This window comes from Saccharibacillus endophyticus, from assembly GCF_013185185.1.
Classification (GTDB): domain Bacteria; phylum Bacillota; class Bacilli; order Paenibacillales; family Paenibacillaceae; genus Saccharibacillus; species Saccharibacillus endophyticus.
The window spans coordinates 1,019,198-1,045,982 of record NZ_JAAZWE010000002.1 but is presented as its reverse complement, the minus strand read 5'-3'; the positions used below and the strand labels follow the sequence as shown (position 1 = coordinate 1,045,982).

22 protein-coding genes are annotated in these 26,785 nt (G+C 51.5%); 12 read left to right on the top strand and 10 right to left on the bottom strand.

Going from position 1 to position 26,785, the window contains the following annotated elements:
- Positions 1-194: 194 nt before the first annotated feature.
- The gene (locus HRQ63_RS10500) at positions 195-2,270 is read left to right on the top strand and encodes a methyl-accepting chemotaxis protein (protein ID WP_172242908.1); all 2,076 of its coding nucleotides are present in this window, start codon (positions 195-197) and stop codon (positions 2,268-2,270) included.
- A gap of 90 nt (positions 2,271-2,360) precedes the next feature.
- Positions 2,361-2,747, top strand: a complete 387-nt coding sequence (locus tag HRQ63_RS10495; protein ID WP_172242905.1) for a hypothetical protein — start codon at positions 2,361-2,363, stop codon at positions 2,745-2,747.
- A 52-nt stretch (positions 2,748-2,799) separates the two neighbouring features.
- On the opposite strand, the gene HRQ63_RS10490 is transcribed toward HRQ63_RS10495, so the two are convergent.
- The gene (locus HRQ63_RS10490; protein ID WP_172242902.1) at positions 2,800-3,795 is read right to left on the bottom strand and encodes a helix-turn-helix transcriptional regulator; all 996 of its coding nucleotides are present in this window, start codon (positions 3,793-3,795) and stop codon (positions 2,800-2,802) included.
- Between the two features lie 190 nt (positions 3,796-3,985).
- On the opposite strand from HRQ63_RS10490, the gene HRQ63_RS10485 reads away from it, so the two are divergent.
- From HRQ63_RS10485 to HRQ63_RS10475, 3 genes are all read left to right on the top strand, one after another.
- Positions 3,986-5,971 carry a glycoside hydrolase family 31 protein gene (locus tag HRQ63_RS10485; RefSeq protein WP_172242899.1) on the top strand — a complete coding sequence of 662 codons (1,986 nt, stop codon included), beginning with the start codon at positions 3,986-3,988 and terminating at the stop codon, positions 5,969-5,971.
- A gap of 140 nt (positions 5,972-6,111) precedes the next feature.
- Positions 6,112-6,474: a hypothetical protein gene (locus HRQ63_RS10480; protein WP_172242896.1), complete on the top strand. Its 363-nt coding sequence runs from the start codon at positions 6,112-6,114 to the stop codon at positions 6,472-6,474.
- 201 nt (positions 6,475-6,675) lie between these two features.
- Positions 6,676-7,650, top strand: a complete 975-nt coding sequence (locus tag HRQ63_RS10475) for an aldo/keto reductase family protein (protein ID WP_172242893.1) — start codon at positions 6,676-6,678, stop codon at positions 7,648-7,650.
- A gap of 214 nt (positions 7,651-7,864) precedes the next feature.
- Here HRQ63_RS10475 and HRQ63_RS10470 read toward each other — a convergent pair whose 3' ends face one another.
- Positions 7,865-8,140 (bottom strand): hypothetical protein, encoded by a 276-nt coding sequence (locus HRQ63_RS10470; RefSeq protein ID WP_172242890.1) that lies wholly within the window; start codon positions 8,138-8,140, stop codon positions 7,865-7,867.
- A 173-nt stretch (positions 8,141-8,313) separates the two neighbouring features.
- On the opposite strand from HRQ63_RS10470, the gene HRQ63_RS10465 reads away from it, so the two are divergent.
- Entirely contained in the window at positions 8,314-9,834 is a 1,521-nt protein-coding gene (locus HRQ63_RS10465; RefSeq protein WP_172242887.1) for a methyl-accepting chemotaxis protein, read from the top strand.
- A 181-nt stretch (positions 9,835-10,015) separates the two neighbouring features.
- Here the strand turns inward: HRQ63_RS10465 and HRQ63_RS10460 are convergent, their stop codons facing one another.
- The 7 genes from HRQ63_RS10460 to HRQ63_RS10430 form a co-directional block, all read right to left on the bottom strand.
- On the bottom strand, positions 10,016-10,750 hold the full coding sequence (locus HRQ63_RS10460) for a hypothetical protein (protein WP_172242884.1): 735 nt from the start codon (positions 10,748-10,750) through the stop codon (positions 10,016-10,018).
- 270 nt (positions 10,751-11,020) lie between these two features.
- The gene (locus HRQ63_RS10455) at positions 11,021-11,389 is read right to left on the bottom strand and encodes a DUF4181 domain-containing protein (RefSeq protein ID WP_172242881.1); all 369 of its coding nucleotides are present in this window, start codon (positions 11,387-11,389) and stop codon (positions 11,021-11,023) included.
- Between the two features lie 15 nt (positions 11,390-11,404).
- Positions 11,405-11,842, bottom strand: coding sequence for a hypothetical protein (locus HRQ63_RS10450; protein WP_172242878.1), 438 nt, complete (start codon positions 11,840-11,842; stop codon positions 11,405-11,407).
- A gap of 82 nt (positions 11,843-11,924) precedes the next feature.
- Positions 11,925-12,299, bottom strand: a complete 375-nt coding sequence (locus tag HRQ63_RS10445) for a DUF4181 domain-containing protein (RefSeq protein ID WP_172242875.1) — start codon at positions 12,297-12,299, stop codon at positions 11,925-11,927.
- A gap of 23 nt (positions 12,300-12,322) precedes the next feature.
- The gene (locus HRQ63_RS10440; protein ID WP_172242872.1) at positions 12,323-12,685 is read right to left on the bottom strand and encodes a hypothetical protein; all 363 of its coding nucleotides are present in this window, start codon (positions 12,683-12,685) and stop codon (positions 12,323-12,325) included.
- A gap of 36 nt (positions 12,686-12,721) precedes the next feature.
- The gene (locus HRQ63_RS10435; RefSeq protein WP_172242869.1) at positions 12,722-13,084 is read right to left on the bottom strand and encodes a DUF4181 domain-containing protein; all 363 of its coding nucleotides are present in this window, start codon (positions 13,082-13,084) and stop codon (positions 12,722-12,724) included.
- Positions 13,085-13,356: 272 nt separating this feature from the next.
- Entirely contained in the window at positions 13,357-14,070 is a 714-nt protein-coding gene (locus HRQ63_RS10430; RefSeq protein WP_172242866.1) for a hypothetical protein, read from the bottom strand.
- A gap of 256 nt (positions 14,071-14,326) precedes the next feature.
- On the opposite strand from HRQ63_RS10430, the gene HRQ63_RS10425 reads away from it, so the two are divergent.
- Positions 14,327-15,502: a phosphodiester glycosidase family protein gene (locus HRQ63_RS10425; protein WP_172242863.1), complete on the top strand. Its 1,176-nt coding sequence runs from the start codon at positions 14,327-14,329 to the stop codon at positions 15,500-15,502.
- Between the two features lie 718 nt (positions 15,503-16,220).
- Positions 16,221-19,436 (top strand): S-layer homology domain-containing protein, encoded by a 3,216-nt coding sequence (locus HRQ63_RS10420; protein WP_172242860.1) that lies wholly within the window; start codon positions 16,221-16,223, stop codon positions 19,434-19,436.
- A 162-nt stretch (positions 19,437-19,598) separates the two neighbouring features.
- Here the strand turns inward: HRQ63_RS10420 and HRQ63_RS10415 are convergent, their stop codons facing one another.
- Entirely contained in the window at positions 19,599-19,967 is a 369-nt protein-coding gene (locus HRQ63_RS10415) for a DUF4181 domain-containing protein (RefSeq protein WP_172242857.1), read from the bottom strand.
- Between the two features lie 368 nt (positions 19,968-20,335).
- Here HRQ63_RS10415 and HRQ63_RS10410 point away from each other — a divergent pair, with 368 nt between their 5' ends.
- From HRQ63_RS10410 to HRQ63_RS10395, 4 genes are all read left to right on the top strand, one after another.
- Positions 20,336-22,273: a 3'-5' exonuclease gene (locus HRQ63_RS10410; RefSeq protein ID WP_172242854.1), complete on the top strand. Its 1,938-nt coding sequence runs from the start codon at positions 20,336-20,338 to the stop codon at positions 22,271-22,273.
- 185 nt (positions 22,274-22,458) lie between these two features.
- Complete coding sequence (locus tag HRQ63_RS10405) at positions 22,459-24,657, top strand: DEAD/DEAH box helicase family protein (RefSeq protein WP_172242851.1); 2,199 nt, start codon at positions 22,459-22,461, stop codon at positions 24,655-24,657.
- Positions 24,647-24,829 (top strand): hypothetical protein, encoded by a 183-nt coding sequence (locus HRQ63_RS10400; protein WP_172242848.1) that lies wholly within the window; start codon positions 24,647-24,649, stop codon positions 24,827-24,829. The genes HRQ63_RS10405 and HRQ63_RS10400 overlap by 11 nt, the downstream gene beginning before the upstream one ends.
- On the top strand, positions 24,820-26,778 hold the full coding sequence (locus tag HRQ63_RS10395; RefSeq protein ID WP_172242845.1) for an AAA family ATPase: 1,959 nt from the start codon (positions 24,820-24,822) through the stop codon (positions 26,776-26,778). Before HRQ63_RS10400 ends, HRQ63_RS10395 begins: the two co-directional genes overlap by 10 nt.
- The last annotated feature ends 7 nt before the right edge of the window (positions 26,779-26,785 follow it).

Genomic DNA, 26,785 nt, shown 5'->3' with positions numbered 1-26,785 from the left:
CATCAGGCAGGCAGCGCAGGATTCGAAGACAGTCGCTAAGTCAGCAATCATGGCTAGCCGGCGTGTCAAGGACTGCCTTGGAAAAAAAGAGGAAAATCGTTGACTAAAATGTGTAATTTTTTTGTCGAAAAAGGCCGATAAACCGCTTATAGGCATCGAGGGTGGTTTGCCAGTTCAGAGAGGGGAAGTCGATCATGAAGAAAAACAAGGATGAAAATCAACAAATCAAGCCTGGAGGGCCAAAGCGTTTATCGTTAAAAATCAAACTCCCATTACTCATTAGCGCTTTGACTGTCGTCGTTCTTCTGGCATGCAGCAGCGTGATCTATATCTCTGGAGCGAATCTCTTAACGAAGAAAAGCAAAGATGAAATGAATGCCAATGCGGACCGGATCGGCGAAAGTCTGTCGACTACTGTCGATTTGGAAGGTCAGCTTTCACATATTCTCTCGGTATCTCCCGCATTGCGCGACCTGTTGACCCTTCGGGAATCGGGCACGCTGACGGATGATCAATTTTTTGCTTCAAGTAACCGGGCACTCCAGCTTGCCAACACGCAATTCCAGGAAACCTTGGCAGGCGCGCACGGAATCGAATCGATGATGGTCGCGGACACTACGGGCACGGTTGTCGGCGCCAGCAATCCGGATTCGCTCAAAGGCGATCGTTCGGACCGCGAATATTTCCAAAAGGTCATGGAAACCGGGCAGCCGTTCGTCAGCGACGCCATCGTGTCCAAAACGACCGGCAACCTGATCGTCGTTTTTGCCCAACCGGTCAAATCGGACAGCGGACAGGTCATGGGCGTCTCGATCAACACGATCGCGGCCGACTTCTTCGTCAGCCAGCTTCAGAACATCAATATCAACGCCGACGGCTTTATCACCGTGACCAGCCGCGGAGGTACGATTATCTATCATTCGAAAGACGAAACGTTGATCGGCAAGCCGTATGAAGCAGACGGATTTGAAAATCTGTTGGCGCGAGAAACGGAAGGCGCGATTATTCAAGGCAGCGTGGATAACGCGGATTCATATATTCGGTATTCCAAAATTCCCGTCGCGGACTGGATTGTCATCGTGCAAGATTCCTATGCCGACATCGAGCGTCCGCTCGGCGATCTGATGCAAAAAATGCTGATTACGCTGATCGCTTCGATCATTCTGGCTGTCATCGTCGGCACGTTGATTTCCCGCAGCATCACTTCGCCGATCGTACGGTTGACCGGATTGTTCAAGCAATTGGCCGGCGGCGATCTGACGGTTCGCGCGGACGGCAAATACAAGAGCGAGTTTGCCGATCTGGCCGACAGCTTCAATACGATGGTCGATAGCAACAAAGACCTGATCGGACAGATGAACCATTCGATCGAAGTCTTGAACACCAATACGACGGACCTGGAACGCACGTCGACAAACACGGCCCGTTCGATCGGCGAAACGTCGGTCACGACGATGGAAATCGCCAAAGCGATGGAATCGCAGTCGCATGATACGGAACGAATCGTAGGCCGCTTCTATGAGATCGGGGATCGCATTGCTTCCCTCGGCCGCAAAACGGACGGGATTCAAGGCAGCGCGGATTCGATCAATCAAGTATTCGCGTCCAGCAGCACGGTCGTGAACACGCTGATCGATATCAATGCCAAAAACGAACTGGAGATCCAGAACATCTCGTCCACGACGGAAATGCTGGCCGAAAGCTCGCAGCGGATCGGTCAGATTACGGACGCGATTAACCAGATTTCCACGCAAACCAATCTGCTTGCGCTGAACGCCTCGATCGAAGCGGCAAGAGCAGGCGAGCATGGACGCGGGTTCGCGGTCGTGGCCGACGAAATTCGCAAGCTGGCCCAGCAATCGGCGGATCAGGCCAATGAAATCGGCGGCATTATCCGTCAGACGCTGGAGCAAGTCGACAAGAGCAACGAGAGCGTCGGCGCCATCCGTCAAATCTCGTCCACGCAAAACGAATACGTGGATCGCACCCGTCAATCCTTCGAGGATATTCTGGACAGCGTAACGGCGATCACGGGACAGATTCGCGATATGGCCTCCGAGTTCAAAGCGATGGAACGCGACAAAGACGCCGTGCTGGAAGCTTCGCAAAGCCTGTCGGCATCGGGCGAGGAAGTCTCGGCGTCCGTCGAAGAAGTAACGGCAACGGTGCAAGAGCAATCGGCGATGGTGAATCATCTGGCCGATATGGTCCAAAGTATCGAACGCCTGACGCAGCAGCTGGGCGAAGCCTCGGGGAAATTTAAAATTTAACATATTTGCTCGGTAAGTCGATAAAGAGAGCAGGAGCATAATCGCCCGACAAATTGCCCAAACGGTCGGGCCGTCAAGGAGGAAGCCGACATGGCGATTACACCGATCGATCCTGCAAGGAACGTATCCCTTATTCATCCGGTCCAACGCGTGCAGCGGGCTCAAGCTGCGGCTTTGCGCTTTAAGCTTCCGGGCACGGATCAGGCCGGGATGACGGTACAACGTCGCAAGCCGAAGCCCGGACGCAAGGTTACGGTTCATGAAGACGGATGGGTGCGCGAGTATGGACTGCTGCCGGACGGCACTCGAATTTTGCTATCCGAAGAAGCCGAACACGGAGCGCATCCTTTCCCGCTTCCGCACAACCCGGCGCCCCGAATCGTCGAAGTGAATCCGGACGAAAAGACGCATGATCCCGAGTGCAGCATGAAAGCCAGCGGACGCAAACTCAAGTCCTTGCTGGGCGACGGAAAATAACAGGATCAGGCCCGCAGTCTCCGCTACCGGAGATTGCGGGTTTTTCGTTTATCTAAGACAAGCTGCTGGGCGCCACGCCTTTGAATTTTTTGAAAACGCGCGCAAAATATCCCGGATCGCCGTACCCCACCAGCCGGGCGACTTCCTGCACGGAGCGTCCGCTGCCGCGAAGCAAGGATTCGGCCTCATGGACGCGCAATGTATTCACGTATTCGCTCAGCGTTTTGCCTGTGGTGCGTTTGAACGCATGGCAGAAGTACGTCGGCGTGATGCAGCAGATTTTGGCCGCCTCCCGCACGCCGATCGGCTCGCGAAAATGTTCGCTGAGATGAAGCAGCAGCGGATACACGGCGCTCTCCGCGTGCCGTCCGCTTTTTGCCGCGTGTTCTTCCGGAGTCTCGGACTGTCTCAGCGCAAGGCCGAGCACGCCGAGCAGCCCCGCTTTTACCAATAATTCGAAGCCGGGCCGCGCGTCTCGATGCTCCCGCACCACCTCCAGCAGTCGTTCCCTAATCCCCGCAGCGCCTTGTCCCTCGTAAAAAGAAGGCAATCCCAAGCGCCCTTCGAGCATCGGCCTGATATAGCGGGTTTCCGTATGATCCAGAGCGTGATTGCGCAGCAAAGCCTCGCCGAATACCAACGCGTACAGCTCGCTGCCGCGCTCCAGAGGGAAGGCCGAATGCAGCTCCGCCGTATTGACGAATAGGCAGGAACCGGATTCCAATTCCCGAAACGTGGCGCCGATCTGCACGCTGAAGCGTCCCTTGAGCACCACGACCCATTCCAGATGTTCATGCCAGTGCGGAGGAATGCAGAACATGTCGGGATCGCTCTCGCGGATATGGAACACATTAAGCGGAAACGTTCGGTCGGGAATATCGGTATGTTCGCGCCGCCAGGAAGACGGGTCTGCCAATTGCCGGCTGCTGCCGGACGAGCGTTCCGGTTCTGACCGTCCATCAGCGTCAGACCGCTCCGTTTTGTCCGCAGCCGCTTTGTTTTCCTCGATCCATGCGTGTATAGTTGCTCCTTCATCGTGTTTGCCCACTGCCAAGCCTCCTGATGATAAAACGTAATCTAGTCCCAATATTTCGTATTCCACGCCCTCCCTTCTATCCCTGCTAACGCTCTATAATAGACACGAGAAAAAGATAACGCTTGCAAAAATGACCGAGCGCACGTAATTGCATCCTAGCCGCATAGAGGGAACTGAATAATTTGGAGGAGGATTATCGAATATGTTGTACACACAGGAGCAAGCTTTGATCTGGGAATACGACCATGAGATATTGCGGATTGAGCCTTGGGGAGCGAATTCGTTTCGGGTGCGGGCTTCCAAGGACAAGCTGCACGATGACGATTGGGCGCTGCTACCGGCCGGGGCGGCTTCGGAGAAAGCGGATGTGCAGGTAGCGGAGGACGGGCGCAGTGCCTGGATCGTCAACGGTAAAGTCCGGGCGGATGTCGAAAAAAGCGGCCGGATTACATTCACCAACGACAAAGGCGAAGTACTGCTCAAAGAAACGGAGAAAACGTATCAGCTCAAATCCGGGGGGCGCGATATCGTGCCGATACCGGGCAGCCGCGATTATGCGGTCACGCTGCGCTTTGAAAGCAATCCGGGCGAGAAACTGTACGGCATGGGGCAGTATCAGCAATCGCTGCTCAATCTCAAAGGCTGCTGTCTGGAGCTGACCCATCGCAACAGCCAGACCAGCGTGCCTTTCCTGCTGTCGAGCGCGGGCTATGGCATGTTATGGCATAATCCGGCGATCGGACAGGCTAGCTTCAATACCAACGTGACCGAATGGGCGGCGGCGTCCACGAAGCAGCTCGACTATTGGATCACGGCAGGCGATACTCCGGCGCAGATCGAGGAAGCCTATGCCGACGCGACGGGTAAAGTGCCGATGATGCCGGAGTTCGGAATGGGCTTTTGGCAGTGCAAGCTGCGGTATCGGGATCAAAACGAGCTGATGAGCGTTGCCCGCGAGCATGTGCGCCGGGGACTGCCGATCTCGGTGATCGTCATCGACTTTTTCCACTGGACGAATCAAGGCGATTGGAAATTCGACGAGAAATACTGGCCGGACCCGGAAGGCATGGTGCGCGAGCTGAAAGAGATGGGCATCGAACTGATGGTCTCCGTCTGGCCGACCGTGCAAACGGAGAGCGAAAACTACGGACAGATGGTGGAAAAAGGCTATCTGGTGCGCTCGGATCGCGGGGTACGCACGCAGTTTCAGTTTCTCGGGCAAAACGAAATCTTCGACGCTACGCATCCCGGCGCAAGGCGGTTCGTATGGGAGACGGCGAAGCGCAATTATTACGACAAAGGCATCAAGTTATTCTGGCTGGACGAGGCGGAGCCGGAGTTTGCCGTGTATGACCATGATATCTACCGCTATGACGCAGGCCCGGCGCTGCAAGTCGGCAATTGGTATCCGAGCCAGTACAGCCGCACCTTTTACGAAGGGATGACGAACGAAGGACAGGAGAACGTGATCAATCTCGTGCGCAGCGCTTGGGCGGGCAGCCAGCGTTACGGCGCGCTCGCCTGGTCCGGCGATATCGCGTCGAGCTTCGAGGTGTTGGGGCATCAGGTGCGGGCGGGATTGAACATGGCGATCGCGGGCATTCCGTGGTGGACGACGGATATCGGCGGCTTCCACGGCGGCAACCCGGATGATCCGGCGTTCCGCGAATGTATCATCTGCTGGTTCCAATACGGCACGTTTTGTCCGGTGATGCGGCTGCACGGGGATCGCGCGCCTTATCAAGAAGCCGACACGGGTCTGCCGGGCGGCGGACTATGGGGCAGCGGCGCGGATAATGAAGTGTGGAGCTACGGGGAAGAAGCGTACGATATTTTCGCGGAACATATGCGGTTGCGGGAGCGTCTGCGCCCTTACATTACCGAGCTGATGACCGCCGCGCATGAAAAAGGAACCCCGCCGATGCGTCCTGTCTTCTACGATTTCCCGGAAGATGCGGCGGCTTGGGACGTGGACGATCAGTTTTTGTTCGGGCCGGATCTGCTCGTGGCGCCTGTATTGCACGCGGGTGAGCGCAGTCGGAGCGTCTATCTGCCTGAAGGGGCGGACTGGACGGATGCGCATACTGGCGAGACTTTCGCGGGCGGGCAGAGTATTGGGGCGGATGCGCCGTTGGAGCAAATTCCTTTGTATTTGAAAAACGGAGCCAAACTGCCGATCGCGGAATAAAAGGCGGGTCGGCCGGATTTTTCGTCATCGCGGTATCCTCCGGTTTGGACAGCTGGCCTTCGCAAATTGCCGTTGGTATACTGAGTAGGGCTTGCGGATGCAGGCCGTCAAACTCTAAACGATGAACTCAGGAGGAACCTATGACAAACTCATACAAAATCGAAGTAGACGCATCCCGCAAACTTTTCGTGGCAGCCGTCGGCGGCTCTTTTCAAATAAGCGATGCGGGCGGGCTGGCGATGGCTTTCCTGATGGAAGGCAGCAAGATCCAGAGTCAGACGAGCGAGTATACGTTCGTGGCCGATCTGTCCGAATTGGAAAATGTCGAGCCGTCGCTGCTGGATATGTTGGAACAAGCATTCAAGATGTATAGTTCGATCGGGTTTAAAAAGCTGTACGTTATCGAATCGAAGTCTGCTGCGACCCGCCAACAGATTCGCGAAGCGGCGGAGAAGATGAACTTCGGCGGCGAATTCGTGAGCAACATGAACGAGATCGCCTAATCGTCGACAGAATCAAGCAGGTATGACCCGAAGCCGTTCCGGACGCAGACGCGTGTCAAGGAACGGCTTTTTGCATATTCCGCTATTCCACCGCAACGCGCAAAAAAAAGAAAGCGGTTGCGGAGCGGAATACGATTCGTTAATATTTAATGGAATGATTAAGGAATAACGAAATCTATTTGATCCGAGGAGGAACAAACGATGAAATATCGGAATCTGGGACGTACCGGTCTTAAAGTCAGCGAGATCGGGTTGGGAAGCTGGCTTACTTATGGCACGGCGGCTGAGCAAAAAGCTGCGGATCTGTGCATCGAAGCGGCTTTTGAACAGGGGATTAACTTCTTCGACACCGCCAATGCGTATAATCGCGGCGAAGGGGAAAAGGCCATGGGAGCGGCGCTCAGCAAGTACGAGCGTTCAAGCTATGTGCTGAGCACGAAGGTGTTCTTCCCGATGGGCGACGGTCCCAACGACCGCGGTTTGTCGCGCAAGCATATCGTCGAACAGTGCGAAGCCAGCCTGAAGCGGCTGGGCACGGACTATATCGACGTCTATTTCTGCCATCGTTACGACAACGACACGCCGGTCGAAGAGACGCTGCGCGCGCTTGACGATCTGACGGCGCAGGGCAAAATTCTGTATGCAGGCGTCAGCGAATGGACCGCCGCGCAGATCGCGTCCGCAGCCGCGATCTCGGACCGCCGCAATCTGCGTCCGCTCGCGTCGAACCAGCCGATCTACAATCTGTTCGAACGTTATATCGAGGACGAAGTGCTGCCGGTATCGGAGCAAGCCGGGTTGGGACAGGTTGTGTTCTCGCCGCTGGCGCAAGGAATTTTGACCGGGAAATACAAGCCGGGGCAAAAGCCCGCCGAAGGCACGCGCGCTGCGGACAGCTCGGTCAATCAGGTGATCGGCAGCTATCTGCGCGACGATGTATTGAACGTGACGCAGGAGTTGAACCAGCTTGCGGAAAGCCTGGACTTGAAGCTGTCGCAGTTGGCTTTGGCCTGGATTTTGCGACAGAAAGGCGTGAGTTCCGCGATTATCGGCGCAAGCCGTGCGGAGCAGGTACGCGAGAACGCGGCTGCATCCGGCGTAGTGTTGAGTGAGGAGACGCTTGCGAAGATAGAGCGGATTTTGGAGCCGGTGAAGGATTTCGCTCCGGCGCGATAGAATGGCGGGAGGAAGCGAGAAGACTCCGAGACAAATTCGGTAAAGCCGCTGTCTCACTCGGAAAAGGGATTGGGTTTAACTAAGGAATTTTCCGAGTTCAAAGGCGTCTTGACCTGAATTTCTCTCTCCGTCTTCTCGCTTCCAGTTACGTTGGACTTTCTTGGTAGGTTAAGGGAAGAGGCTTATATAGCTTCTTCCTTTTTTGCTATCTTTGTTATTCCACCCACAATGCGATCCAAATAAATGCGGCGTACGAAGCGCCGATCGCCGTTACCGTTCCCAGCGGGATGGCCCATAGCAGACGGCTGCGCAGCGGTTTGAGCATTTCGATCAAGCGGAGTTTGGGAGGCGAAAGTTTACGCCTGCCGCGTTCCAAGATTCGCATCGCCTTTTTCGCATCGGCTTGCTGCATGTCCGTCCAAAGCCGTTCGTATTCGGCTCGGATTTCGTCGAGCTCCGGACTGTTTTGTACCGTCGCGCGTCTGCCCATAAGATCATCTCCTTTGCTTTCATTACTTGTTTAACCCTTGTACGAGCCAGATCGTTACGAGCATCGCCGAAATTTTTTACATGCGGATAAAACCATGTCTTTAGTCTAAAGTTCCTAGTTCTTTTTACCGATTAATAAAGGGTGTGACGAAAACAACCGGGGATGTGAGCGCATTGAAAGACTGGAACAAACTGCGTTACGAAGATTTACGTCTCAAAAACCGTCTCGTGTTTTACTCGCTGGCGATTATCGCCGCGCTTGTGGTGCTGATGTATCTGTCGGTGGAGATGGAAGCAAGCGATCGCTATATTTTGATGGCCGGCGATCTGACCTGCGCGATTGCCGTGGGCATCATGCATTTCGGCCGCAAAAAAGAGAACGCGATTCCGTACGTGGCGCTCGGCGTTTTGGCGCTCACCCATACGGCCGCCAATCTGATCGTGCCGAGCCCGGTCAATATCGTGCCGGTCTATCTGCTGCTCGTACTGTCTCTCGTGTATATGCAGCGCGGTCCGCTGTACGTCGGATTCGCGGGAGCGGCGTTGATGCTGACCACGTATATTCAGAGCGGCAGCACGTTCGGATTGGAAAAGGACCATATCGTCGCGCATCTGTTTTTCTTCGTGATCATCAGCGTCATTTTGTTCAATTTCCAGCGCATCGCGAACCGGATGTTCCGTCAAGTGGCCGAATTGCAGCAGGAAACGCAAAAGCTGTTGGAGCGCACGGAACGTCAAAGCGCTTCGCTTCGGGAAAACGTCCGGGTCGTCTCGGATAATATGGAAGTCGTATCGGCCGGCAGCCGCGAAAACGCGACGTCGTTCGACGAAATGAATATCGCTGTGCAGGAAGTGACGCACGGCGCGGTCTCGCAAAACGAGCTGCTGGGCGGCGTTACCGAATCGATTCGCGTCAGCGGCGACCAGCTCGGCGGCCTGATGGAATCGCTGCGCCAGCTGCGCGAGAAAAGCGGCGCCGCGGCCGATTCTTCCCATCGGGGCGACGAGATCGTCGAAGGGCTGCATCGCCTGATCGGCGAATTCGAAAGCCAAGTGCGGGCCGCGGCGGACGAAGTGAACCGCCTGGCCGGACAAGTCTCCGCTTCTTCGGAGCTGATCGGGACCATTCAGGAAATCTCGTCGCAGACCAATCTGCTGTCGCTTAACGCCAGCATCGAAGCGGCCCGCGCCGGAGAATCCGGCCGGGGCTTCGCGGTGGTGGCGGACGAGATCCGCAAGCTGGCCGATCTGTCCGCGAAAGCGGCGGAGCAGATTTCCGGCAACTTGACGCTGGTCGGCGGCCATTCGGACATCACGCAGCGCAGCATGCAATCGATCGCGGTGCGGATGCAGGAATGCATGGGCATGGTATCGGAAACGCGCGACGTGTTCGCTTCCATTACGTCCGCCGTGGATCAAGTCAGCGAATCCGTGCTGCACTGCGACGATCAGATCGGCACCGTCCGGGCTTCGTCGGACGAGATCGAGCGTTCTTCCGAAAGCCTGGCCGCGATCGGCGAGCAGTCCACCGCCGCCATGCAGCAGGTGTCCGCTTCGCTGGTCGAACTGGTGCGCAAAAACGCCGATATTCTGGAACGCATCCGCCATAACGAAGCCGCGCTGCGCGGCATGATCGACGAATCGGCGGAATCGGCATCGGGCGACGAGGATCAGCCGCAAGCGCGCCTCGGCTGATTTCTGTTTGCCGCATCGACGCCGAGTTTTCCTTGCCGAATCATGAAAAAGCGCGTCGTCCGACGAACGGACGACGCGCTTTTTTGCTGCGGACCTATCGGTACGGCACGTTCGCGAGAAGCCGGACATGCCTATCGTCCGGCGTCCGCGCGACGAAGCATCGCTTGGCTGCCGGCACGGATCAGCCGTCTTCGGCTCGGCGTCCGATTCCGTCCAGCATCCGTGCGGCGGAACGCTCCGAGCGTTCGGCGCCGTACGACGAACGGTTATCGATATCGGCCAGCTCCCGAATTTCCGCGCACAGCCGGTACAGATTACTCAGCGATTCCCGCTGCGATTCGTTCGGCACGAAGCGCACGCCGGACGGCCCGGCGCCGCTTGCGGCCGCTGCCGATTCCAGTTTGCCGAGCGCCCGGCCGCGGTTGGCCGTCGCCGCGGTCGGCGCGTCTGCCGGGGGCAGCGATTGGAAAGCGGCGATCCCGTTGAACAGCAGCAGCCGTTCCGGTTCGACCAATCGGCTTTTTTCTTCGTTGCTTAGCGCCCGGTACAGATCGGCGTACGCTTCGATTAGCCGATGCTGCTCGCGCTCGATCTCCAACGGGAACGAGGCCGGATAACTTCCTGCCGCCGCCGCTTCCCGCGAAGCCATCTCAATCATTCCGGCGAGGGTATCCGCGGAAGCAGCCAGCCGATCCGTCGTTTCCCCGTTGAAGTAACGCTTGACCGCGCGGCGACGTTCGACTTTTCGCACGGCGGAGATCAGCGTGGCCGTCAGCAGGAAAGCGGCCGCGCCCGCGATCAGCGCCGCCCGGTTCGGCTTCGATTCTGGCTCGCCGTTCAAAACCGTCGATCCCGTTCTTCGCTGAAGCGAATATTCGCGGGGATCTTGCATGGGTGTCAATTCCGGTAGGTTCATCGGATACGTCCTCCTTTGTCCCTGATGAGGGGTCGCTTTTCCAGTTAAGGAAGAGCGAATTTTTTATCGCGTTTTATCTTTTTCGCCGCGACGCAACCCTTACTTTCTTTTCACCCCGAAATCCGATTCCGCAATCTGTTCCGAAACGAAAAGGCGTAAAAATTCAGGCTGCGGTTGATTGGACGGCAAAAAAGCTCTTAAACGACGACCTTTCCCGAAAAGATTGCGCGTAAAAGGCCGTTGGGTTTAAAGAGCTTTTTGAGTTCTTTTTTATACGATCGGCAGTATTAAAATGTACACGCCGAGCACTGCTACTGTGACAACCGTCGTCAACAGCGTCGCGACATGCCTGCGGGATTCGCGGATATATCGCCATTCGAGGAAAGCGTAGTAGCCGCCGAGCAATGCCAATAAGCCGAGCAGTATGCCTTGAGCGGTCGCGACATCCAGTCCCCAAAAGCGTAAGCTGAAGCCCAGGATAATGACGATGAGACCACCGAGCGTCGTTGAGATGTATCCTTTTACCGTCTGATGCAATTTGCGCGAATCGCTGCGGTTGACGAACAGTTTGCCGAATAAAAGCCGGGCTCCGATGATGATCGCGAGTAGAATCATTGCGGCTGTACCTTCTGGTGTCATGGATAGTCCTCCTTTTTAACTGCATTCAGCTTGGATCGCAACTCCATTCGCGTCGATCGTGATGGTGGATTCCCCGCTCAATCTTGACGTGTAGCCGCAGGCGATACCTGTGTAACGGCGACCTTCGGCGTCCGCGGCGGTAAAGGTCATCTCGCCTTCGACCAGATTCTCGAACTCCGGTCGGATATTGCGGCTCTCGCCAGCGGGGACGGTTCGTTCGAATACGTACGGAGTGTCCATGTGGGTCATACGAAACTCGACGGAAATGATTTCGGAATTCGTATTATTTTTCAACGTAACGGTGAGCGGGCGCATCGAGTGAAGAATTCCGAAGGCCTGCGTGGCAATGATGACGATCGCGCAGACAGAGACGACGATGGTGATTAACGACAGCAGCCGATTTCTTTTTAGCTTTTTGGACGGAGGCGCGGATTTAAGTTCGGTCGGATTCATGCTTTTGGCTCCCTTCGATCATTCGGACAGATTGGTTTGCAAAGAAGACGAAGGGAATCGCATTTTTGTATCACCGAGCCGTTCAGAAATAAGCGACCCATCCATAGATGGCGAACACGATGCACATCCCTGCGACCCAGCATAACGTGACCCAATAACGCCTTGTGCCGGGCAAATACTTTTTCTCTAATAGGGCAAACGCAATCCCCGTCACCGCAATCAACGCGAAGAAGATCAGTTCCATTTGCGGTCGCGGAAGTTCCAAGACAACCGTTACGAACATGAGCACCAGCTGCGTCCAAGCCACGATATTCAGGTAACGATTAAGCTTCGGCACGTCTTTGTGGATGAGCTTGCCCGGTCCGGTAACGACGATCCAGCGCGGCAGCACGGCGTAAGCCAATATGGATACGATAATGATGCCGGGGAGCACGATAGAGAACAAGGTGGCAGTCATGCGGCAGGCCTCCTATTCATGTTTTAAAAATAAGCGACTCCGAAATAAATGCCGAAAAGCACGCACGTAAAGCCGATCCAGCACAGCGTGACCAAGTGGCGACGCGTTGCGGGCAAATATTTTTTCTCCATGAACAGGATCAGAAGACCGAAAAGGATCGCGAGCGGAAATCCGACAAAGTCGAGATTCATATTCAGGGCGGCCGCTATGAGCAGGATGACGATCACGGAAAAAAGAGCGATTTTCACAGCCAGATCCAATCGCGGAATGTCTTGAAGCCTGCGCTGGTCCGGCCCCGTTACGATAAAGCGCGGAAAGACGAAATAGATCAGCAGCACGACGACCAGGTTACCTAACGTGATGATCGGGAAAGCGGCGTAGTTCATGGTAGGGGTCCTCCTTTTGCGTATAAGATTGGCGAATCAGGCCATCGGATAAAACAGCATATAAGAGCCGAGCACGATTATCGCGCACCCGATCGAAAGCAAGGTTGCGATATGACGCTTGGTATTCGGCAGGTACTTCTTTTCCAGCCACGATTGAGATAGACCGAACAGCGCAAAAAGGCCAAGGGCAAGTCCTACGAATAAAGGCGTATCTCCGACGAAAATAATCAATGCAATAATCGAGGCGATCACGACTCCGTTGATGATCAATGAGTAGATTCGCGGCTTATCCAGATCGGTAAGCCTGCGACGATCTTCGCCGCGAACGATCAGCCGATCCATAAGAAATCGCAAAGCAACAATCAATACAATGACGATCAAATTCGAGTAATCTCCCATAAGCGTTCACCTCTATATGAATAAACGCTTTATAAGTGGAATTAGTTGGGTGATCGATTCAAAAATTTAGGTATAATACCGCAGACGTTCCGATATAAAGCACCGACAGAATCGCGGACGCCAGATGCTGCCTTTTTGCCGGTGCGTATTTGCGTTCGGCTGCGGCATTCAGCGCAAAGGTCAATGCGATCAAGCTCATGACCGTCGGCCACGCTTCGCGTCCTTCGAAAGGGTAAAGCAGCGGGAAGATCGAGTCAGCAGGCGGCCCGCCGTTATTCGATCATTTGAAAACGCGGGTCGCTCAGATGCTGAACATTGCGCTCGGACCATTGCTTTAAAAGATTCTTCATGTCCCGCTCCGAACGCGGTTTGTTGATAAATTCGTATCCGCTCTCTTGATTCAGCAAACGAATATCCAGGCAGATCGCATAGAGGTCTTCCAACGCTTTACGGTTCAGTCCGTCGGGTTCGATCAGAGCGTTCGCCGCCGCCTTGTACGGATCGTGTTCATTTTCGACCGGGCGGTAATAACCGGCGGGATCGAAGCGGATCAGATACTCCGGGCGGAACAAGTCGCCGCCTTCTGACGGTTCGAACAGCAGATAGACGCTCTCGTAAGCATCCCGAAGTTCAAACTGCAAACGATCGATCTCCCGTAGATCCGAAGCTTTATAGCTTTCTTTTAGCTTTTTCGAAGTGTCATCGCTTGTCCCCTCTTCAATCAGAAAGACGAGCTCGTCGGCCGGAACCATCATGCGTTGAACCGTTTCCGCGTAAAAGACTTCGCTGACCTCCCGGTAATGCAGCATGCGTACGCTCGTATAGGTCAGCGCTCCGATCAGCAGCAGAACGGCCGCAAGCCCGATTAGCCCGCTTCGCGTACGCAGCAGCTTTCGGACGGACTCCGCGAAAGTCGTAGGCGGAATCTGTTGTTCTTTTTGCCGATCAAGTCGGTGATATACTTCTTCCGGACATTCATTCGTCATCACAGTATGCCTCCTTATATGTAAAACAATGTATTATGTTTGAGGCTTGGTTCTTTGTTCTTACTTTTGAATAGACTCTCGGGAGAATGGCGAAGTTACGATTTTTATCTAATTCCGAAGGAGGGTTTTTCTTGAAAAAGGTTCATTCCGGCGCCGGAAAAACAGATATATAAAAGGGAAGAAATAAACAGGGTCATCACGGCTGACGGAAATCAACCTTCAACGAATAAGCAGAGGCAAAGGGGATAGGGCTCACATGAAAAAGGGGTTAAAAACGCTGCTGGCGATCGCGCTGGTTGCAGGAACGATCACGACAGGCGCGGTGCCGGGAGCGGAAGTTGCCACGGCGGCAGCTGCGACCTCGTCCTCGGCCAAAATCTTCGGATACTCGGACCCGGCGGCGGGCCGCACGTATATTCCGATCCGCGTGCTCAGCACGTTCGCCGGAGCGAAAGTCAATGCGGCGCAGGATGCGAGTAAGTTGGAAATCGTGAAAGGCAACAAGAAGATCGTGCTCCATATCGGAAAAAAGAAAGCGGAAGTGGACGGCAAAAAGGCAAAGATCGACGCGGCGCCTTTTGCCTATGACGGGGTGACTTACGTGCCGCTCGGCTTTGCCGCGCAGCATCTGGGATTGAACGTCAAATGGCACGAATCGACTTCCTCGATGCGCATCGCGAGCGGCGGACAGTCGATGGATCTGCCGATCATCGCGCGCGGTTCCTTGACGGACAAGCCGGTAACGTACCGCCAGCAGGTGTTCTACTCCGGCGGTGCCGCGTTCCGGGCGAATATCGTCACCGTGCAGCTGATGCACCCCCGGGTGTCGCTCGATGCGGCTTTTGCCCATAACAAAGCGGGAACGGTGCAGAATCTGAAATGGATCGCTTCGGAAAACTATGCGTATGCGGCGATCAACGCGACGTATTTCGACGCGTACAGCTCGGCGCTCTACAGAGCGCCGTACGGGTATCTGGTCAGCAAAGGGAATATGAAGTTCGTCAATGGCGGTTCCAACCTGACGGTATTCGCGTATGACCAGAACCATATGACGCGTCTGATTCCGGGTCTGAAATTCGGCCAGGCGTATGCAGCGGGACAGGTGGAAGGAGCCGTGCAAGCGGGACCGCTGCTGGTGCAAAACGGCGTCGTCGCGGTCAACGCGCCGAGAGAAGGCTTCCGCGATCCGGCGATCCTGCGAGGTCAGGCGGCGCGCAGCGCGATCGGGATCACGCGGAACCATGAGCTGATCATGGTGACGACGCCGAGAGCCTCCATGCCGCAGCTTGCCCGGATCATGAAGCAGGCGGGCGCGTATCAGGCGATGAACCTTGACGGCGGCGCTTCGAGCGGATTGTACATGAACGGGAAGTATATTACGAAGCCGGGGCGGCCGGTGAGTAATGCGCTGTTGGTGAAGGTGAAGAAGTAGAAGGTGCCGAGCGGGAAAGCAGACCGTGCTTCGATAAGAAAAAAGACCGGCGTCGGTGTTTCCGCGACGCCGGTTTGTCATGTTTTGGGCAAAAAGCGATATGCGACAAATTATTTTCCAATCCTCTAGAGGATCGTATTCAAACTTGTCCAACGCTGATATAGTAATGACAGTAAACATGCAATGAAAAATCATATACGGAGCGTGAGCGATGCAGCGGCAGAGGTCAGAAAAAGAAACGGGAAAGTATAGCAAGCGTGTGTTTAACATAGCGACCAAGTCCGCGTTGAGCGCGGTATTGATTGGAACGCTGGGATGGCCCGCAGGTTTGTCGCATGCGGCGGAAAGAGAAGTGTTGGATCAGGTAAGCAAGAAAGGCGGGGCAGGGTACTCAACAGCAGACGGATTTCAACGACAGACTTTTATGCCCGGTTATTCCGGAAAACTAAGTCGAGTCTCATATGAGATAAGCATCTCGTCTACGCAAGTTATGAATAAACCCGTATTTTTTGAGTTGCAAATCGTGGATCAAAGCAATTCCCAAGTGATCGCTTCTCAAAAGCTAGAGAAAGACCAAATTAATGGGGGGATGCAACTCGAATTCAAATTCGATTCTCCTCCGAATTTGATTAAAGATCAAACTTATTTGTTCGTAATTCAATCTTCTGAATCCTTTATGTTCAATGCAAGTTCTTCTAATGGGTATCCCAGAGGAGAGATGCAGGGGATTCCGAACTGGGATCTTGCTTTTGAAACTTATATGCTGATCGGCGACGCAGCTGATCCGCAAAAGTCCTCGATCACGCCTACCTTGAGTAAAGTCGAAGGTGACGGAATCGAAAATTCAATGATTCAGGTACAACTTCGGGACGCTTACGACAACCCGTTTGCCGACAAGTCGATCAAGTTGATTTCCGATTCTTCCACGGCTCAAACCCAACCTTTGACGGCCAAAACCGATCAAGACGGCAAAGCAGCGTTTACCGTGACCCATACAGCTGCCGAAAAAGTGAAGTACTATGCTGCCGATGCAGTCGATGAGACCCGATTGACCGCAGATACGGAAATTCAATTCGTTTATGAGAAAAAGCCTTCGATCAAACTAACCGAAGCTGCCGGAACGGATACGTTCTCGCGCACGATCAACGTACAAGCTGAAGCCAGCGGAGGCTCCAACTCGATCGTTTCGGAAAAATGGGCATCCGGCGAAAAAATGCTCACCGATTTCCAAACGGGGGGAACAGTCGTGACCGACCACCAATTCACCGTTAACCGCGACGGCGTGTATTCGGTCTACGCCAAAGACGCGGCAGGCAACGAATCGGTCGAAACGATCACCGTCTCAGGGATTACCGTTCCGTTTTCCGCATTTACAAGCACGGTTACAACGGAGCAAACGACGTTGAAAGCGGGCGGTACGTCGACTATCGCGATCAATTTGATCGACGAAGACGGTCTGGCTTACTCGGCCGCTTCGGACGTGCAAGTCCAACTTCAATCCGAGCTCGGCACGATCAGCGGGATCAAGTCGCTCGGAAAAGGGCAATATGAAGCAGTGTTCCAAAGCACCGGCAAAGTCGGCGAGGAACAAGTTTCCGTAACGGCGGACGGCAAAAAGTTGGAGCAAGAACTTCGACTCACGATTTTGCCCGAAGAGCTGGACGCCCGGCAGTCGATTGTAACGGCGAGCCCAGAATCGGTAAGCGCGGACGGTGAAAGCTTCGCTACCGTGACGGCGTCCGTTTACGACAAGTATCAAAATCCGCTTCAAGATATCGAAGTAAGGTTGGAGTCCGATCCGGTCGAAGCCGACGTGCTTCCGCAGCGTTCGATTCGTACCGACGAGTCAGGTCGAGCGGTATTCAAGGTGACCAGCGAAACGGCGCGGAAGATCGACTTAACGCTGTACGCCGTGCAAAACGGCCATCAACCCGTCGTTCTCGGCAACCCGGCCCAAGTCACGTTCGTGCATAAGAAAAAGCCGGAAATTACAGTCTTGTCCGAATTGAACGCAGGACTGCCGATCACGAAAAAAGTGACGGTGTCCGCAGACGTGTACGGCAAGCTCAATCTGCTGGAATCGTTAAAATGGGCGGTCGGTGAGCAGACTGCCGAATATTTCTTGAACGAAGGAACCCAGCTGGCGAACGGACAGACTTTCGACGTATCGACAAGCGGAACTTATACGTTCTACGCGCGTGATGCGTCAGGCAATGCAACGGTGAAAACGCTGGATATCGACGTCCCCTTATCGGCGGATACGGCTCTTGCAGGTATTTGGTGGAGTAAGGCGGCCGAAGATCCGCAACAACCGCTTGCATATAACGCGGACACCCGCGCTTACGAAGCGACCGTCACCTCTGACGTGTACAGCGTGAAGTTGACGCCTTTCACTCTAGATCCGAACGCTTCCGTCGCATTGAACGGCGAAACTATCCCTCAGGGAGAGTCTTCGAAAGAGCTGGTTCTGCAAACGGGAGAAAATCGGTATGATCTGGTCGTAAGCGCGCAAAACGGCGAAGCGGATCAGTCGTACACGATCGTCATCGTACGAGACGCGGTCAAACCGGAACCTCAGCCGCAACCCCGGCCTCCGGTAAGCGGTAACGATTCGGGCAGCGGATCGAATGCCGCCGTAACGCAAAGTCCGGTTCCCGTCACGATTACTCCGCCTTCTTCATGGAATCTGCCCGGTCTAAACGGTGAGTTTTCCGTTTCCCGTCAGGACGTGCTGAACGGCAATATATCCTTGACCAGCGAAAACGCAGCTTCGGCAGCTTCGCTCGACGCAGGTCTGGTCCAAGCCTGGTATGAGCTGAATCCGAAAGCGCAAGTCACGCTCCAAACGGCGGGAGGAACGTTGTCTTTGCCGGTTGCGGCTTTGCAAGAAGCATTGAGCGGCGCAGCTGGCGGTTCCGCGCCGCGCACGGTCGTATTAAGCGCTTCGCAGCCTGCGGAGTCCGCGATGCAAAGCGTTCGTTCGGAAGCCGCGCGTCTGGGCGCAGACATGCTGAACACTCCCACAAGCTGGTCGATCACTCTGACCGGGGAACCTAGCAACGCAGCCGACAAGGCGTCCGCAGCCTTGCGCAAGGCTGCTAAGGCTCGACTGGTCTGGGCAGCGAACAAGACGGATTCCGGCACTTCGTCGATATCATCGATCTTGAAGGGACAGCGTGCCGGGCTGTTAGGTGCATCTGTTTCGAATACGGGTGAAACCGCGCAACCAAGCGGTACGCTGGTGCGTTGGGATACTCAAGCCGGCGCGTTCCGTTTCGTCACGGCGGCACTTGGAGCCGGCGAAGTCGGCGTTCCGGCGGACGGCGGCATATATGCGATCGTGAACCGTCCGGTCAACTTCACGGATCTGTCCGATCATTGGGCGAAAAAAGAAGTAGATCGATTGGCGTCCAGCTTGATCGTCGAAGGCCGCACGTCATCGACCTTCGATTCGAACGGTAAGTTGACCCGCGGCGAACTGGCTGCTTTGCTGGTACGGGCGTTAGGCCTGAACTCGTCGGCCGAAGCCGTGCCGTTCGCCGACACTGCCGACGGTTGGTATACCGACGCGGTCAATACGGCTTACGCCGCAGGATTGATCCGCGGCAGCGAAGACGGTTTCCGTCCGAACGCCGAAGTCACGCGAGAAGAAATGGCCGTTATGTTGGAACGGGCGTTGTCGTTACAATACGCGTCGCAAGCTGCGATGAACGGGTCGACTTTGCCCGGCGCAGTTGCAACTTCGGCTTCGATGCCGAAAAATGCGGCCAATGAACAGATATCCTCGTGGGCCGAAGAAGCGGTTCAGAATCTGCGCCAGCTTGGTATCATGCAAGGCGATGCAGCCGGTAAGCTTCATCCTCAAAACGACGTCACACGCGCTGAAGCCGCAGCTCTGATCGTGCGTCTGCTGCAATACGGCGGCCGGATGTAAAACGTTTTGACATAAAATCATGCTGCTTGGCCAAATGCTGAATGTACAGCGTTGAATTGAATACGGAATTCATGTTAACAAAAAGACCGGCATGGGCGCACGCTAACCCACACTGCCGGTCTTTTTGATCAGAACATGCAAAGAATCGAGGAGCCGCGACGCTCATAGCGCACCATCGTTCCAGCCGAATACATACAGCGCGATCGCAAGCACCACATATACGGCGGCCATGATCGCGGATACGAGATGTTCTTTCGTGCCGCGTACATACTTGAATTCGACCAGAGCATTCGCCAGATAGATCGAGCCAAACACCAAAATCGCCGTAGGCAGCGCGACTTGATCCGGTAGCAGGTAAAGACATAGCAGCGCCGCAATAATCAGCAGTGCGGTCAGCCCGGTGTGCGTCCAGACGTAACGCCTTTTCAGGTTTTTGTCGATGAACTCGGCTTTGTCTTCCACGATAAACAGTCGAAGCGGCATTTGGATAATGAAGAGCAGGCTGATCAGAGGGAAAAAGATGTTTGTCATAGAAGGTAGGCTCCTTGAGCAAGTATGGGATGAAAATCGTGCAGATGCAGTTGGCTTCAAGCTACTTGTTAAACGCCGCAGCATCATTAAAGTTACGTTTTAAAGAAAGTGACTCCACTCACTCAAATTGACAAATTAACAATCGTTCACTGATTTGTTATTCCCATTTGTGTCCAGACCAAGTACAATAAGGTCAGCAAGCAAAGCAGTCTTACGGCCTATGACATTCGAATCATTCTTGATATAGAGTTATACCTTGTATTTTTTTACGCACGGATCGTCTTCTGACGGCTCGATGCCTCATCTCGCCCAGATTCCGGAAGCACCGGACCTATACGGGATCTGCACGCATCAAGGAGTGACACCTTATGGCTTATATGATCCCGGAGACCCTTCCCCGTGGCGCGAAAGTTACCGCAGGCGAACGCCTGCTATTCGGTACCCTCAAAGAACACCTGCCCGACGATTACATCGTCTACTACGAACCCGGTATCTTCGGCCGCCAGCCCGACTTCGTCGTGATCGGCCCGGACCTCGGCATGCTTGTGCTGGAAGTGAAAGACTATACCGAAAGCACGCTGTACGAACTTTTTCCCAAAGAATGGCGCATTTATACCGAACAGGGCGAACTGCAAACAGTCGTCAATCCGCTGCATCAAGCCCGCACGGATGCTTTTAATATCGTGGATAAACTCAAAAAAGATAAAAGCCTGATTCAAGTCGGCGGCAGCTATTACGGCAAACTCAAATTCCGATTCGGCTTTGGCGTCGTATTTACCCAGATGCGAGAAACGCATATCGTCAAACACCAACTGCATCGGGTGATCGAGCCGCAGTTTATGCTGACCCGGGACGATATCGATGCCGATCGCGAAGACTTCGACGGCACGACGCTGCTGGAGCGGATGCTCGACATGTTCACCGTTCCTTTTCACCAAAATCAGATGCTCAGCGAAGACGATATCAAAGCGATCCGCTACCATTTGTTCCCCGAAGTGCGGATCAGCGCGGAGTACATGCCTCCCGTGCATCACGATGATCAATTGCTACTGTCGTTACATAATCTTCAGGCGATGGATTTGCATCAAGAATCGCTGGCGCGTCAGCTCGGCGACAAAAATCGCTTGATTCGCGGCGTCGCCGGAAGCGGCAAAACGCTCATCTTGTCCGCCCGCGCCCGCCTATTGTCCAAAGAACATCCCGAATGGAAAATTCTCGTGCTCTGCTACGGCATTCCGCTGTCTCGCGTGTTGAAGTCCATGATCCACAACATGATGGAAGAACCGGAAGATTTGTTCGACTTTGCGGAGATGAGTGCGGAAGAAAGCGGCAATTCAGCTGCCAAGAAGCACAACATCGAGACGGCGACGTTCCACGAATGGTTGAAAAATACGCTGCGCATCCCGGATGCCGGAATCGAGCCGCTGCTGGAAAAGGTCAAACTCGGCGAAGCGATCCTCCCGACGTATGACGCGATCCTGATCGAAGAAGGCCAGGACTTCGAACCGAGCTGGTTGGAGCTGCTGAGCAAAGTGCTCAATCCGGAAACGCAATCCCTGCTGCTGGTTGAAGACAAGGCGCAAAACATTTTCAGACGCAAAAGCAGCCTCTCGTCCAGCACCGGTCTCGATTTCCGCGGACGGTCCAAGATCCTGAGCATCAACTACCGCAATACGTCGCAGATCGTGAACTTCGCCTGGGACTTTTATCGAACGCATTCCGCTCTGAAAGACCGCGTCAAAGAAGGCAGCAGCGTCGACGGCGTGGAGATCATCCCGCCTCAAAGCACCAAGCGCAAAGGCCCGGAACCGATCATCAAGCAGTGCGCCAACTTTGGCGAAGAAGCCGCTTGGGTCGCCCGCGCAATCCGCAAGCTGCATGAAGAGAAAAAGGTGCCCTACTCGGAGATCGCGATCCTATACCGGGTGCGGAATCGCTATTCGTATTCGTACGTGGATCGGCTGCGGAAGGAATTGGATCGGTTGGAGATTCCGCATGACTGGATCGCGGAGGATGCGAATTCCAAGCGGGTTTACGATCGGACGGCGGATACGGTGAAGCTCTCGACGATCGATAGCTCGAAAGGGCTGGATTTCCGCGCGGTGTTTATCGTGAACGTGGAGAATATGCCGTTTAAGTTGGAAGAAAATGTGAAACGGGAAGTTTCGTTGTTTTATATTGGGATGACGAGGGCGATGGAGTGGTTATTTCTCAGCTATTGTAAGGCGGAGGGGTTTGCAGTTAGTATGAAAAACTTGAGATCAATAAAAGTATCTATTAGTAAATTTGAAATATCAAGAACATAATAATTGAAAAGCTATAACAAGTTTGTATATCGGTATTTTAATTTGAATGGCTGATTATTTATTAAATACGGAAAATAGTTTATATTTTCTTTCATCTGTTGAGCCTCTCTAAGATAGCTGTTGATAAGTACTCTGGTAAAAAAGCTGAATTGATACAAGTAGAAAACATAAAAAAGGAGCTTATCATGAGCTTGCAAAACTTACAAATAAAAAGGGCATATCGTACCTCAACTGATAGAATACCAACGGATTTTTATATTCCGTTACTTAGCGAAGCGATTTTATACAAACGAGCAGTTGGATTTTTTTCTTCTACAATTCTTAGCAAAATATCTATAGGTATATCCAACCTTGTAAATAAAGGAGGTAAAATCCAAATTGTAGCTTCTCCAAAATTATCAGAAGCTGATTTTGAAGCTATTAGAAAAGGTTATCAAATGAGAGATGTAGTGTTACGTAATGCTATTATTCGCGAAATGACTGAACCTCAAACAATTTTCGAGGAAAAGTGTCTAAATCAACTTGCAAATCTTATTGCAGATGGAATATTAGATATAAAAATTGCTTTTACAGAAATCAATAATAGCATTGGCATGTATCATGAGAAAATGGGATTGATTTCAGATCATAAAGGCAATACCGTGGCATTTTCAGGCTCCATGAATGAAACGTTAACTGCCGTATCCCTTAATTATGAATCAATAGATGTATTTTGTTCATGGAAAGGAGATGAACAGTTTGAACGTGTCCAGGACAAAGAGGCTACGTTCTCTTCAATATGGAGTAACAGTGAATCTGATATTACGGTATTAGAATTTTCTGAACTAACAGAAGAAATTATTCAACGGTATAAAAAAGAGAAGGTTGAGCAATATGAGAATTTTGAAAATGAGATTGAAAATGAATATTTTGAAGTAGTTTTCCAAAGGAAAAATATACCTTCTATTCCTGTGGATGTTATACTTCGCTCATATCAATTAGAAGCAATTGATGAGTGGGAACGAAACGGATTTCGAGGAATATTTGACATGGCAACGGGAACAGGAAAGACATATACGGGGCTTAGTGCGTTAGCTCGTTTAAGCGATACTGTAAATCATAAAATGGCTGTCGTTATTGTCTGCCCATATCAACACTTAGTTGAACAGTGGGTTGAAGATATTGAGAAGTTTAATATTAAGCCAATCATTGGATATAGTGCTTCGCCGCAAAAAAACTGGTTAAAGCGCTTGGAGATAGCTATCCGTGACCAGAAATTGAAAATTAAAAACAGAGAATTTTTCTGTTTAATTTGTACAAATGCAACCTTTTTAGCAGCTAAAGTTCAAATGTTACTTAAAGAAATTGGTTCGGATGTATTGCTATTAGTGGATGAAGCTCATAATTTTGGAGCAGAGCGGTTGAGTAAAATGATGTCTGAAAGATACAAATACCGACTAGCTCTATCAGCAACTATTGAACGGCACAATGATGAGGAGGGCACAAATCGTCTGTATGATTATTTTGGGGAAAAGTGTATTGAGTATCCAATTGAACGTGCTATTAACGAAAAGAAATTAACACGGTACAAATATCACCCTATAATTACCACGCTGAGTGAAGACGAAATGAGTGTTTATACTGATTTGACTATTCAGATGAGTAAATGTCTTGTAAAAGGAGGAGATGGTGGATACAAGTTGAATGAACGTGGGAAAAAGATAGCATTGAAACGAGCAAGACTTGTAGCTGGAATTGAAGATAAACTAATAAAACTTAAAGAATATATTCAGCCGTATTTAAATGATAACCATCTGCTTGTATATTGTGGTGCTACTACTCTTTTGCAAGATAATCGAGATCGTACAGATACAATTAAGGATGATTTGCGTCAAATTGATGCTGTAACAGATTTACTAGGTAATGAATTAAATATGAGAGTTTCGCAGTTTACTTCTAAAGAAGATGTAGAGGAACGAGAAGTCCTCAAACGTGAATTTGCTACTGGAGAAACATTGCAAGCTTTAATTGCAATAAAATGTCTAGACGAAGGTGTGAATATACCAGCTATAAAAACGGCGTTTATTTTGGCGAGCACCACTAACCCTAAAGAATATATACAAAGACGTGGGCGCGTACTTAGGGTATATAAAGGCAAAGATCACGCTGAAATTTATGACTTTCTTGCTTTACCCAGACCACTCGAGGAGGTCGCCTCCTTAACAGAGGAGGAGTTAAAACGGGAATTAAGCCTTGTGCGAAATGAACTGACTCGTGCTATGGAATTTGCACGAATTGCAATGAATATGGGTGAAGCTGAGCAAATTATAGATGAGATCAAAGCAGCTTATTCAATCAATGATTACAAAATAGAATTTGAGGAGGACTATAGCTATGCTGAATGATAAAGAAGTCCAAATAGTTAACGGTATCAGCGTGGATATCAAAAAAGCAGAAAAGATACTGGCTTGGCTTATACGAAAAGAAGCTGAAAATGTCAGAACGAAAGCCCTCTCCGATGTCAGGATGATAGCAGAGATCCAAGATCGCATTAAGGAGGAAAAGCAGTGTTACTAAAATCACTGAAGTTAAAAGATTTCCGACAGTTCAAAGGTGAACAATTTATAACTTTTGCTGATGATCCTGTGCAAAACGTAACAGTAATTATGGGGGATAATGGGGCGGGGAAAACAACCCTTGCTCAGGCGTTCACGTGGTGTCTCTACGGGGAAACTTCTTTCAAAGATAAAGTTTTGTTGTGCAGATCGACTTCTTCACAAATGTTACCGGGACAATTAGAAAAAGTACGTGCAGAACTTACGTTGATACACAAGAATACGGAATATACTATAATCAGCGAACAGAATTATAAGAAGACAGATAAAATTGACAAGCCTGTAGAAAGTGTCGGACAACGTGAGGCTACCATCATATTCAAAAAAGATGGTCAACAAGAATATGTTAAGACTTCTCAACGCGATGGTCGGCTGAAAGAGATTCTGCCTGAAGAATTAGCAAGGTACTTTTTCTTTGACGGTGAGAACATTAAAGATATGGGTGATGACCTAAGCCAAGGCAAAGGAACTGAGTTCGCTAGAGCTGTCAGAAGTTTGCTTGGTCTTGACGCCTTTACTGCAGCTATTGATCATTTGAATAAGACAATAAAAAGCTATAAGCCTAATTCGGGGGCTAATCTCATGATCGAGCAATATAATCAGCAAATAGAGGACTTAGATAAGGAAATAGATAAAATAGAGAAACGTCTTGAAGACATTAGGAAGCAAGAAGTTCCTATGGACGCAAAGATAATTGAATTACAAACGTTAATTGAGAAAAACAAAGCAAGCGAACAACTTGCTGCCAATAGGAAGAAACTCTTAACGCGTCATGAAGCATTAGAAGCTTCAAAGTCTAGAAATATTGGTGAGCTGCTTTCTGTTTTTAAACAGGCACCAGCTTACTTCTCGAAAAAAATGATGAAAGACAGTTTGCATTTAGTGCAGGACGCAGGAAAGCTTGATAAATCTGTTCCTTTTGTGAGGGCTGAAACGATTAAGTATTTGCTTGAACGCAATCGTTGTATTTGCGGGACGGAACTTAGTATCGGCAGCGATACTTATGCTGAGCTTAATAGTTTATTCAATTACGTGCCACCAAAATCAATTGGGGATTCAATAAACGATTTTAGAAAGAAATGTCGTGATAGAGTTCGCAGTTGTGAAACTATGCTTGAGTCCATGGAAGCTAAGTATGCAGACATTTGTTCTTTTGATAGTGAATATGAAGATGTTGAGCAAGAACTTATCGAAATAGACAAGCAACTCTCTAGCTTAGATGATGTAGGTAAAGTGCAAGCTGATTTAATGCGCTATAAAACAGAGCTTCGTAATTTAGATAAAGAAAAAGACGAGCTAAATGTTAAAAAAGGCATTAAAGAATCAGAGAAACAAAGGAAAGAGAAAGAACTTTCTACTCTTGCTCTTCAAGACAAGCAAAATCGCCAAATTATGCTTTATAAAGCATATGCACAATATATGTATGATTCCCTACGGATGAAATATGAGGAAGAAGAAGCAAAAGTGCGTGAAAAACTCGAAAAAACGGTGAATGAAATTTTTCACGATATTCTTGGAGAAGGATTCTCATTAAAGCTAAATAGTAAATATGATGTTGAAGTTGTATTAAACGAAATTGGGGGTTCCTCCGAAACGTCTACAGCACAGAATATATCTATTATCTTTGCATTTATTGCAGGTGTTATTCAAATGGCAAGGGACAGCCAAAATGACGATGTTGGTTTATTGGTATCTGAGCCATACCCTCTTGTTATGGATGCGCCACTCTCTGCATTCGACAAGACACGTATTCAGACTGTGTGTGATGTTCTGCCCAAAATTGCTGAGCAAGTTATTATTTTTATAAAGGATGCTGACGGTGAGATAGCTGAGGAACATCTTGGGAACAGAATCGGCCGTCGTTTGTCTTTTAATGCAGTTAATAAGGTCGAAACATATGTTACGTCATAAGGAGGAA